General features: G+C 48.5%; 8 protein-coding genes and 1 pseudogene. 6 read left to right on the top strand and 3 right to left on the bottom strand.

The features are described 5' to 3' along the window. The first annotated feature begins 11 nt into the window (after positions 1 to 11). The 3 genes from DWZ38_RS14975 (at position 12) to selA (ending at position 4,983) form a co-directional block, all read left to right on the top strand. Positions 12 to 1,373 (top strand): MATE family efflux transporter, encoded by a 1,362-nt coding sequence (locus DWZ38_RS14975; protein WP_021926704.1) that lies wholly within the window; start codon positions 12 to 14, stop codon positions 1,371 to 1,373. An 87-nt stretch (positions 1,374 to 1,460) separates the two neighbouring features. After that, entirely contained in the window at positions 1,461 to 3,311 is a 1,851-nt protein-coding gene (locus DWZ38_RS14970) for an ABC-F family ATP-binding cassette domain-containing protein (RefSeq protein WP_021926705.1), read from the top strand. After that, complete coding sequence (selA, locus tag DWZ38_RS14965) at positions 3,304 to 4,983, top strand: L-seryl-tRNA(Sec) selenium transferase (RefSeq protein ID WP_173766285.1); 1,680 nt, start codon at positions 3,304 to 3,306, stop codon at positions 4,981 to 4,983. Before DWZ38_RS14970 ends, selA begins: the two co-directional genes overlap by 8 nt. 245 nt (positions 4,984 to 5,228) lie before the next feature. On the opposite strand, the gene DWZ38_RS14960 is transcribed toward selA, so the two are convergent. Then, on the bottom strand, positions 5,229 to 5,876 hold the full coding sequence (locus tag DWZ38_RS14960; RefSeq protein WP_021926708.1) for an L-rhamnose mutarotase: 648 nt from the start codon (positions 5,874 to 5,876) through the stop codon (positions 5,229 to 5,231). 101 nt (positions 5,877 to 5,977) lie between these two features. Next, positions 5,978 to 6,088, bottom strand: a pseudogene (locus DWZ38_RS23615) (DUF6783 domain-containing protein); the annotation flags it as partial. Here DWZ38_RS23615 and DWZ38_RS23610 point away from each other — a divergent pair. Together DWZ38_RS23610 and DWZ38_RS14950 are read left to right on the top strand one after the other, a co-directional pair. Then, entirely contained in the window at positions 6,047 to 6,187 is a 141-nt protein-coding gene (locus tag DWZ38_RS23610; protein ID WP_317259470.1) for a DUF6783 domain-containing protein, read from the top strand. The pseudogene DWZ38_RS23615 and the gene DWZ38_RS23610 sit on opposite strands and share 42 nt — an antisense overlap. 49 nt (positions 6,188 to 6,236) lie before the next feature. Further along, a complete protein-coding gene (locus DWZ38_RS14950) occupies positions 6,237 to 7,583 on the top strand; it encodes an MATE family efflux transporter (RefSeq protein ID WP_021926709.1) in 1,347 nt (448 codons plus the stop codon). A gap of 96 nt (positions 7,584 to 7,679) precedes the next feature. Here DWZ38_RS14950 and DWZ38_RS14945 read toward each other — a convergent pair whose 3' ends face one another. Beyond that, complete coding sequence (locus tag DWZ38_RS14945) at positions 7,680 to 10,115, bottom strand: glycosyl transferase (protein WP_117853877.1); 2,436 nt, start codon at positions 10,113 to 10,115, stop codon at positions 7,680 to 7,682. A gap of 496 nt (positions 10,116 to 10,611) precedes the next feature. On the opposite strand from DWZ38_RS14945, the gene DWZ38_RS14940 reads away from it, so the two are divergent. Beyond that, entirely contained in the window at positions 10,612 to 11,640 is a 1,029-nt protein-coding gene (locus tag DWZ38_RS14940) for a LacI family DNA-binding transcriptional regulator (RefSeq protein WP_178105352.1), read from the top strand. Positions 11,641 to 11,675 lie beyond the last annotated feature (35 nt).

Below are 11,675 nucleotides of genomic sequence, written 5' to 3'. Positions count from 1 at the left end.
GAGGGGAGAAAATGAATAATTCACAAAACAAGAACCTGCTGACAGAAGGGTCCATCTGGAAAAAACTGATGGGCTTCGCATTCCCGCTTTTTCTGGGAAACCTGTTTCAGCAGCTGTACAATACTGCAGATTCTTTGATCGTAGGAAATTTTCTGGGAAGTGATGCGCTGGCAGCAGTCAGCTCATCCGGCAGCCTTACCTTTTTGCTGGTAGGATTTTTCCAGGGAATGGCAATGGGAGCCGGCGTTATTATAGCCAGGTATTTTGGCGCAAGACAGCAAAAGGAGCTGCAAAAAGCCATCCACACTACGGTAGCCTTTGGTATTTTATGCGGAATCCTTCTGACCATATCCGGTGTTGTGCTGGCGCCGAAGATCCTGGTCCTGATGAAAACCCCGGCAGATATTTTGCCCAAATCTACCCTGTATTTCCAGGTATATGCCATGGGTTCACTGGGACTGGTTCTTTACAATAACTTTGTAGGCATTATGCAGGCGGTAGGAGACAGCCGCCATCCGCTGTATTACCTGATTTTTTCATCCCTGCTCAATGTGACCCTGGACATGGTTTTCGTTGGAGCAATGGGAATGGGCGTGGAAGGGGCTGCACTTGCAACCATCATTGCCCAGTTTGCAAGCGCACTTTTGTGCCTGTATCGTCTCATGAAGAAGAGCCCGGAGGAATATACGGTTTCTCTTAGAAAAATAAATCTGGATCCCTATATGGTGAAGCAGATCGTGTCCAACGGTCTTCCGGCTGGCGTGCAGAACTCTGTAATTGCCATTGCCAACGTTGTGGTCCAGTCCAATATCAACAGCTTCGGCAAGCTGGCAGTGGCAGGCTGCGGAGCTTATTCCAAGGTGGAGGGCTTCGGATTCCTGCCGATCACCTGTTTTTCCATGGCACTGACTACTTTTATCAGCCAGAACCTTGGAGCCAAGAAATACGACCGCGCGAAAAAGGGCGCGCGCATTGGAATCCTGTGCAGCATTTCCATGGCAGAAGTGGTTGGAATTATTGTGTATTTTGCAAGTCCGGTTCTGATTGCTGCCTTTAACAATGATCCGGGAGTGGTGGAATATGGCGTGAGAGAGGCACATGTCATTACTTTATTTTACTTTTTGCTTGCCTTTTCCCACTGTATTGCAGGCCTGATGCGAGGGGCAGGCAGGGCTACTGTGCCTATGTTTGTCATGCTTGCCTGCTGGTGTGTGATCCGTGTGACTTACATTACTGTAGCGGTAAAAATACATCCGGTGATCCAGACCGTGTTCTGGGCTTATCCGCTGACCTGGACCTTAAGCTCCATTCTGTTTCTGATCTTCTATCTGAAATCAGACTGGATCCACGGATTTGAGAAAAAAAGAGGATAAGAACAGCAATCGCGGAGTCAGCACTGGAAAGTGTTGCAGGACTTTTGAGCTGGCAGCAGGTTATAGCAGAAGGAGTAATTAGATCAGATGAACGTACTGAATATAGAACATGTAAGCAAAATTTTCGGAGATAAAAAAATATTTGATGATATTTCTTATGGAATCCATGATGGTGATAAGATTGGTATTATCGGAATCAATGGAACAGGAAAAAGTACTTTGCTTAAGATCATTGCAGGGGAAGAAGAGACCGATGAGGGACAGGTAATTACGCAGAACGGGCTTCGGATCACCTATCTGCCCCAGATGCCGGATTTTCCAAAGGGAGCCATTGTGCAGGATTATGTGGCGGACGGTAAATGGCAGAAGGACTGGAGTACCCAAAGTGAGGCAAGGAATATTCTGAACAAGCTTGGCATCACTGAGCATGACGCCCTGGTGGAGCAGCTTTCCGGCGGCCAGAAGAAAAAGGTTGCCCTTGCCCGCACCCTTGTGAATCCTTCCGATGTGCTGATCCTGGACGAGCCTACCAACCATCTGGACAATGAGATGGTGACCTGGCTGGAGGATTACCTCAACCGGTTTAAGGGCGTTGTGATCATGGTTACTCATGACCGTTATTTTCTTGATAAGGTAACCAACAAGATCCTGGAGATCAGCCATGGGAAAATTTATTCCTATGATGCCAACTATTCCGGGTTCCTGGAACTGAAGGCGCAGAGGGAAGAAATGGAGCTGGCGTCCGAGCGGAAGAGACAGAGTGTTCTTCGCATGGAGCTGGAGTGGGCCAAGCGTGGCTGCCGCGCCAGAAGCACCAAGCAGCGTGCCCGCCTGGAGCGTCTGGAAGCGTTAAAAAACGGCAAGGCACCTACCCAGGATCTGGATGTGCAGATGGATTCCGTGGAGACCCGCATGGGAAAGAAAACTGTGGAGCTTCACCATGTTTCCAAACATTATGGGGATAAGGTGATCCTGGATGATTTTGATTATATTGTGCTGAGAAACCAGCGACTTGGCATTATCGGGCCCAACGGCTGCGGCAAATCTACCCTGATCCGCATCATTGACGGAATGGTGCAGCCAGACAGCGGTGAGGTGGAGCTTGGGGAAACCATTAAGATCGGTTATTTTGCCCAGGAAGTGCCGGATATGGATGGGAACCAGAGGGTGATCGACTATATCCGTGATGTGGCGGAATTTATTCCTACAAGAGACGGACGGATCAGTGCGTCTATGATGCTGGAGAGGTTTTTGTTTGATTCTGCTATGCAGTACACGCCGGTTGCCAAGCTTTCCGGCGGGGAGAAGAGACGTCTCTATCTTCTGAAAGTGCTGATGGAGGCGCCTAACGTGCTTCTTCTGGATGAGCCAAGCAATGACCTTGATATTCCGACTCTGACCATTCTGGAGGATTATCTGTCCTCTTTTTCCGGAATTGTGATTACCGTGTCACATGATCGCTATTTCCTGGATGATGTGGTGGACCGTATTTTTGCATTTGAGGGAAATGGAAAGCTGACTCAGTATGAGGGCGGCTACACCGATTATGTGGAGGCGAAAGCTCGGAGATTTGGCGGAGATGGCAGCTCTGCCGGGGCAGCTGATAAGTCTGGTTCCGGGGCGGATGGCAACGGTGAGGAACCGAAGAAAGCCACCAAAAAGGACTGGAAGCAGGGACAGAACCGCCAGGAGAAGCTGAAATTCTCTTATAAGGAAGAGCGGGAGTACGCGACCATTGATGATGATATCGCGAAATTGGAAGAGAAAATTGCCAAGCTGGAAAACGACATGATGGCAAACGCCACTAATTCCGTGAAGCTTCGGGAAATCATGGCGGACAAGGAAGCCGCAGAGCAGCAGCTGGAAGAGAAGATGGACCGCTGGGTTTATCTCAATGACTTGGCGGAGAAGATTGAGGCACAGAAAAATAATGGGTGACCGTGATCAGGCATCGGAGGTTCCGGAAGGCCAGAAGAGCAGAGAAGTTCCGGAAGGCTTTAGGAAAAACAGAAATGAACTGCTTCGGAAAATCCCGAAAATTGACAGGCTCATGGAGATGGAATCAGTAAAGGCGCAGTGTGAGCTGTATGGATACCAGATTGTGCTGGAAGCTGCGAGAAAAGCCCAGGAGCAGCTGCGGGAAGTGCTGCGGACGGGCAGCTGCATCGGATCGGAAGAAAGCTGCCTGGAAACTGGCAGACAAGAAAGTCCTGCTGATGTTCCGAAGAGGAATGCAGACGAATCAGAATGTTTATATGATGAAAAAAATAAGGAACAAAATATTCAGAGTTCCAGTACGTTTGAGCAGTATCTTCTTGTAAAAATGCAGGAGATTTTATCTCGGCAGGATCAGCGGCGGATGCAGCGGGTGATCAATGCAACGGGCGTGATCCTGCATACCAATCTTGGACGTGCACCTCTGGGAGAAAAGCTGGTGTTTGAGCTTGTGCCCCTTATGACCGGATACACCAACCTGGAAATGAACCTGGAAGATGGAAAGCGGGGCAGCAGGTACGACCATTTTTCCGAAAATCTGTGCAGGCTCACAGGAGCAGAAGCATGCCTTGCAGTCAATAATAATGCGGCAGCTGTCCTTGTAATGCTGACAGCGCTGGCATCTGGTGGGGAGACCGTTGTGTCCAGAGGAGAGCTTGTGGAAATCGGCGGCAAATTCCGGATCCCGGACGTATGCAGCCAGAGCGGAACCACCCTTGTGGAAGTGGGAACCACCAACCGCACTTATCTGGAAGATTACCAGAATGCGGTGACAGAAAATACCGCCGCGTTCCTCAAGGTTCACACCAGCAACTATCAGATCACAGGCTTCACCCATGAACCAACCGTGGAAGAGCTTGCAAAGGCAGCTCACAGCCACGAAATCCCCCTTCTGGTGGATCTTGGAAGCGGCTGTCTTGTGGATCTGGCATCCTATGGCCTTGGCACTGAAAAACAGGTTCAGGAGCTTCTGGCAAAAGGAGCAGACCTTGTATCCTTCAGCGGCGACAAGCTGCTTGGCGGCCCACAGGCAGGGATTCTGGCAGGCCGCAGGGATCTGATCGAAAAGATTGCGAAGCATCCCCTTATGCGCGCCCTTCGCATTGATAAATTTACAGCGGCTTCCCTGGACAGAACTATAAGTCTGTATCTGAAAGAGGATATCCGTCAGGAAATCCCAGTGTACGAGATGATGAGCCGAAGCGCTGCACAGTTGAAAACTATGGTACAGGAACTGGTCACGGAAATTGCCAGCTTTTCTGGTGAGCATATATCTGAAACTAATTCGTGGTTGAACTCCTGGGAAAAGCCACTGCCTGGTCAGCCGCAAAAACGAGGGTTCAATCAAGACGCGAACAGCAGATTCCTATTCGAAATTGTTCCCACAACCAACGTCACAGGCGGCGGCACCACGCCGGGGAAAACTCTGCCTGGATTTGCCCTGGGAATAAAACCCCGTGACAGCAGCATATGCGCCGAAGAAATCAGCCATCGCCTAAGAACCCTTTCCACCCCAGTAATCGGTCACATCCAGGATGACTGCGTCTATCTGGAAATGCGAACCCTCCTGCCTGGAGATTTGGAAATTTTGAAAAAAGAATTAAAAGATCTGTAGAGAAATAATGAAATATATTTTGCGGCAGAGGAGAATAAAGTCATGGATATGAAAAAAAGAAGAGATCTGCAGCTGGCTTACATTGCGGATGAAACAATTATGGAGGAGCAGCGCAGGTGCAGGAAAATCCTGCAAAAACTTCTTTGCAAATTATAACTGTACGATCATAGATGTGGCAAAAGTAAAAATAGGTGACAACTCAAGATTGGAAAAAGCAAGGCGTGACCGAAGTCACGCCAGATTTTTTAGTTATGCCAAGCCAGTCTCACGCTTGCAGAGTGGATTTCTCCAGTGAGCCAGTCGCAGTCGTTGGTGATCCAGTCCATAATGCCCAGCTGGCGGGTTTCCCAGGCAACGGTAGCTTCGTGAGCTTCCGGGGTCTCTTCGGTTTCCATGGTGGTGTCGATCTCGTCGTAGCCAAAAATATAGCCGCCTGCGTTCCAGATGCTGAAGTTGCTGTCCGGGCCGGGATCAATCTTGCCTTCTCTTGCGGCGACCAGACCGTCATGTCTTGCCTTGTATTCTTCCTCGCAGCCAGGTTTCAGCTTCGTCATGAACATTCTGTGGCGGATCAGCTCTTTGTTTTCGCGGACAACGCCGAAGTTGTGGTACATCAGGCGCATATTTTCCCCCGGAGTGGAGATCCAGGTGAAAGTATCCTCAATCCTAGCGGTAAGTGCCTGGATCTGGGCTTTTTTCTCTTCCGAAAATTCGTGATTTTCGTCGGTTTCGTAATATCCGAAAATCAGGGAATCACAGTTCCAGATACTGAAGTTATGTACCTTCTCCTGATCCAGAAATGCGGTAAGCTCCGGCCATATTTCGCCCAGCTTTCTGCGGTAGTCGTTCTTTTTTCCTTCTTTTAATTCCATTGCAAAGCTATGTCTTTCCATAAAAAACCTCCATACATCATATTAGATTTTTCTTCTGTTCCTTACAATAGCACAATTTCCGACAATAATCCACACCCTATATTGACATCTGCCGAAGACTTCTATACAATAAGAGAATTAGAGCGTGTTTGAAAAATCATTCCCGCAATCTGCACGCCCCACTTTGCGGTATATTTTGCTCGAATTCGGTTGCCGTAGCCCGCTACGGCGCCCTCATCCGAACAAAATCTCCCACAAATTGTGGCGTACATCTTGCAGAAAGCCTTTTTCAAACACGCTCTGGCCTTTTGGCAAACCAGTTTTTGATTTGAAAGGAGAGAGTAATTTTTGGAAAAAGAAAAAAATATCCAGGAAAACAAAATGGGCGTGATGCCTGTGGCAAAGCTTCTGCTTACCATGTCCGTGCCTATGATGATTTCCATGCTGGTCCAGGCGCTTTATAACATTGTGGACAGCATGTTTGTTGCGAAACTCAGCGAAAATGCACTGACAGCAGTTTCCCTTGCTTTCCCGGTACAGAACCTGATGATCGCGGTGGGAACCGGTACAGGTGTAGGTATCAATGCCCTGGTTTCCCGTGCCCTTGGGGAAAAGAAAAATGAATATGCCAACAGCGCGGTAAACAACGGTATTTACCTTGCTATTTTCAGCTTCATCGGATTTGCCATTGTGTGCGGATTTTTCGCTCCGGCATTTTTCAGCGTGCAGACCGATGATCCCCAGATCCTGGCATACGGCGTGGATTATGTGCGGGTGATCGGAATCATGTCTTTCGGTCTGTTTATCCAGCTGTGTGCGGAGAAGCTTCTGCAGTCCACGGGAAAAACCATATATTCTATGGCAACCCAGCTGATTGGTGCTGTGATCAATATCATTTTAGACCCGATCATGATCTTTGGTCTCTTTGGATTCCCGAGAATGGAAGTAACCGGTGCGGCGCTTGCTACTGTAACCGGACAGATCATTGCAGCTGTGATCGGTGTGATCATGAACATCAAGCTGAACAAGGAACTGCATATTTCCCTTGTGAAATATAAACTGAACGGGGAAGTGATCCGTCACATTTACAGCGTTGGATTCCCGTCTATCATCATGGCTTCCGTTGGTTCGGTTATGACCTTTGGAATGAACAAGATCCTGATGGGATTTACTTCCACAGCAACTGCGGTATTCGGCGTATACTTCAAGCTGCAGAGCTTTATCTTTATGCCGGTATTCGGACTGAACAACGGTCTGGTGCCCATTGCAGCATACAATTACGGTGCGAGAAAGCCTGAACGTATTACCAAGGCCATCAAGCTGAGCATCACTTATGGTGTGTGCATTATGCTGGCTGGATTTGTGGTATTCCAGCTTTTCCCGGGAGCGCTTCTGGGAATCTTCAGTGCATCGGATGACATGCTGGCAATTGGAATCCCGGCACTTCGGATCATCAGCATAAGCTTTTTGATCGCAGGATTTTCTGTGGTGGCATCTTCTGTATTCCAGGCACTGGGACATGGATTCCTCAGCCTTGCCGTGTCTGTGCTCAGACAGCTGATTGTACTGCTTCCTGCAGCCTTTATCCTTGCAAAAGTGGGAGGACTTGGAGCCTGCTGGTGGGCATTCCCTATCGCGGAGGTATTCTCCGGGGCGGTTTGCTTTATTTTCATCCGCTATACATTTAAGAAAGAGATTCATCCTCTTTATGAGAATGCAGGGAAATAATTGGAATTGTGACAAAATACAAGAAAGCCTCCAGAGCGATTTTACTCTGGAGGCTTTCCTGGTATTCTGGTATATGTGTCGTATATAAATAAATCACTATGCCATATGCACCGTCACATGATATTCTTTTTTACCATCCTCAACAGGAACCACATTTCCTTTCACCTGTTTTCCATCTACTTCCAGATAAGCAACGCCTTTTACCACATTGTTCGGGTTCTTCACATCGAAGTAGTAAGTGGCACCGCGGAAGCGGCGGGTGAGGGTGAAGTCACCGAATCCTTCCGGAATGCACGGATCAATGGAAAGTCCGTCATAGGTCGGCTGCACGCCCAGGATCGCCTGGGAAAGGTTGACAAAGGTCCAGGCAGCCGTTCCGGTAAGCCAGCTGTTTTTCGCCTCACCGTGGCGGGCCGCATCCCGTCCGGCGATCATCTGGGAATAAACGTAAGGCTCAGTACGGTGGATCTCACTGATGTTTTCAATATAGGATGGACAGGTCTTTTTGTAAATTTCAAAAGCACGGTTTCCTCTGCCGATCACAGTTTCCGCAATGGAGATCCATGGATTGTTGTGACAGAAGATACCTGCGTTTTCCTTGTATCCCGGCGGGTAGGAGGAAATCTCCCCAAGGTTCAGGTAATATCTGGTATAAGCAGGCTGGTGAAGCATAATGCCGTACTTGGTATCCAGACGCTCTTTCACAGAATCCAGTGCTTTCTTGGCAAGGCCTTCCTTCACGCCGATTCCGGCAATAATGCAGAAGCCCTGAGGCTCAATGAAAATCTGTCCCTCTTCGCATTCATGGGAGCCAACCTTCTGGGAGGCAGCATCATAAGCACGAAGGAACCATTCTCCGTCCCAGCCAGCGTCCAGAACGGCCTGGTACATTTCATCCACAGCCTTCTGCGCGATTTCTGCCTCTTTTTCCTTCCCAACACGTCTGCAGATTTCCGCAAACTCATTTCCATATTTCACGTACATACCTGCAATAAACACAGACTCTGCAACTGGTCCCTCGGAAGGCCCGGTAGTCTGGAAAGACTCTCCAGGCTCATTGGAGAAGCAGTTCAAGTTCAGGCAGTCGTTCCAGTCTGCCCGTCCGATCAGCGGAAGCTTGTGCGGTCCAAGATGGGTGCGGCTGTACTCGAAGGAACGGCGCAGATGCTCAAACAGGGTTGCTGCTTTTTCCATATGACAGTCAAAGGCAACCATCTCGTCTAAGATCGCGTAGTCTCCAGTCTCCTTTAAGTAAGCTGCCACCGCTGCGATCAGCCACAGCGGGTCATCGTTAAATCCGCTTCCAATATCCAGGTTGCCCTGCTTGGTAAGAGGCTGGTACTGATGGTAAGCGCTTCCGTCCTCAAACTGGGTGGCAGCGATGTCCAGGATTCTTTCCCTTGCGCGCTCCGGGATCAGATGGACGAAGCCAAGAAGATCCTGGCAGGAATCACGGAATCCCATGCCGCGTCCGGTTCCGGATTCGTAGTAGGAAGCGGAGCGGGACATGTTAAAGGTAACCATACACTGGTACTGGTTCCAGATATTTGCCATACGGTTTACATGAGGATCCTGGCTCTCTACGTGATAGCGGGAGAGAAGCTCATCCCAGTATGCATTCAGCTGGGCAAAGGCGGCATCCACCTGCTGGGAAGCGGCGAATTTCTCCATAATCTTCTTAGCCGGATCCTTCTTGATCACATTTGGTGCTTCCCATTTGTCATCTTTGGGATTCTCGCAGTAGCCAAGAAGGAACACAAATTCTTTCTCCTCGCCCGGTGCCAGGGTAACGTTGATCTGCTGGCTGGCAATTGGGTACCATCCGCTGGCAACGGAGTTGCGGCTCTTTCCTTCCTCCACAGCAATCGGATTATTGTTTCCGCGGCCAAGTCCCAGGAAATCATCACGGCTGGTATCAAAGCCATCCACCGGGGCATTTACTGTGAAAAAGCTGTAGTGGTTGCGGCGCTCTCTGTACTCGGTCTTATGGTAAATGGTGCTGCCGATGATCTCCACCTCACCAGTGCTTAAGTTTCGCTGGTAGTTGGTCATATCATCCACTGCATTCCACAGACAGAACTCCACATAGGAAAAAAGGGAAATCTCTTTCGCAGCATCAGAGTTGTTTTTCAAAGTCAGCTTGTTGATCTCGCATGGAGTGTCAACTGGAACAAAAGCTAGAAGGTCCGCTGCCAGCCCGTTCTTTTCCCCGTGGAAGCGGCTGTAGCCAAGACCGTGGCGGCACTCATAGGCATCCAGAGACGTGCGGGTAGGCATTGCCCCCGGGTTCCAGATGGAATCGCCGTCCTTAATGTAGTAATATTTTCCGTTGGAATCTACCGGAATGTTGTTGTAGCGGTAGCGGGTAATGCGCAGCAGCTTGGCATCCTTGTAGAAGCTGTAGCCGCCGCAGGTATTGGAAATCAGGGAAAAGAAATCCTGGGAGCCCAGGTAATTGATCCAGGGCAGCGGGGTATCCGGTGTGGTGATCACATATTCTTTATTCGCATCATCGAAATGTCCGAAATTCATGGAAAATCCTCCTTAAAAGTTCTATTCTTATTTATTCGACCGTATCGTATTTTATCGGTTGTAGAGTGCTGATTGAAATTGTGAGATAATTAACATACGAAAACGAATAAGTTCTGGCAAAAAGAAGTAATAGTAAAGAATAATGGTCTACATTTGCCATAAGTATAATAGATAGACTGACGAAAAGCAACTGAAAAATTACAGTAAAAATTAAATCTATTATATATGACAAATCAGAGATTTAAAGCACGAAAATTTTCGCGAAAATTTTTCGGAAACTTTCATGGCTGCAGATGAAATTGTAAAAAACACAAGAGATGAAATTGTGCAATAGGTAGAATGCAGTTAAAACGCACAAAAAATGAGGAAAAGCACTTGATTTTTTGTGCATAAGGGGATACTATAAAGCCACGAAAACGATTTAGAGATGACAGGAAAGAAAAAGGGTTGCTGTGAATGCGAGAAGCAGTAACAGACCAGAGAGTGAGGCAGGCTTATGGTTTCCATGAAAGAAATCGCGAAGAAGTGCAATGTCTCAGTCGCCACTGTCAGTAAAGCATTAAATGGTTACTCCGACATCGGAGAAGAAACAAGAAACTACATATTGAAAACGGCTTCGGAGATGGGGTACCTCCCCAACTCATCGGCAAGAGCCCTGAAGACGAAGCGGACCTTTAACCTGGGAGTCCTGTTTGTGGACGAAGCCAGAAGCGGACTCACCCATGACTATTTCAACCATGTTCTGGAGAGCTTCAAGAGTACTGCGGAGGCAAAAGGCTATGACATCACGTTTACCAGCGGAAATGTTTCCGGCAGAAGGATGACTTACTTAGAGCACTGCAGATACCGCAGCGTGGACGGCGTGGTGATGGCATGCGTGGATTTTACCGCAGATGAGGTTCAGGAGCTTCTGCTTTCGGACATTCCGGCAGTGACCATCGATCATATCTGTGATGGAAGGATTTCGGTAGTATCCAACAACATCCAGGGAATGGAAGATCTTGTTACTTATATTTATAAGAAGGGACACCGCAAGATCGCTTACATCCACGGAGATGACACATCGGTTACCAAGAACCGGCTTGGAAGTTTTTACCGTACCCTGCAGCGGCTGGGAATCGAAGAACCGGATGAATATGTAAGGCCATCTTTTTACAGAGATGCGGACCTGGCAGGAGAGAGAACTGGCGAATTACTGGATCTGAAGGATCCGCCCACCTGTATTCTCTATCCTGATGATTATGCAGCATTAGGAGGGATAAACGAGATACGGGAGAGAGGGCTTCGGATACCGGAGGACATTTCGGTAGCCGGCTATGACGGAATCAATATTGCCCAGGTTCTTGAGCCAAGGCTTACCACCCTTTGCCAGGATACTGCAGCAATCGGCAGGATCGCAGCAGAAAGGCTGATTGAGCTGATCGAGCACCCCAAGACCACCGTAATTGAGAAGTACACAGTAGACGGAACACTTTTCAAAGGAGCATCTGTGAAAACCGTGTATCCGCCCAGGGGATTCAAGTAGCAATCAAAAAAGGAAAAGATATCATATTAAAGGAG

This window comes from Ruminococcus sp. AF31-8BH (genome assembly GCF_003460605.1).
GTDB lineage: Bacteria > Bacillota > Clostridia > Lachnospirales > Lachnospiraceae > Blautia_A > Blautia_A acetigignens.
Note: the sequence above shows the minus strand (reverse complement) of the source record. Positions and strands in the feature narration are given on the sequence as shown.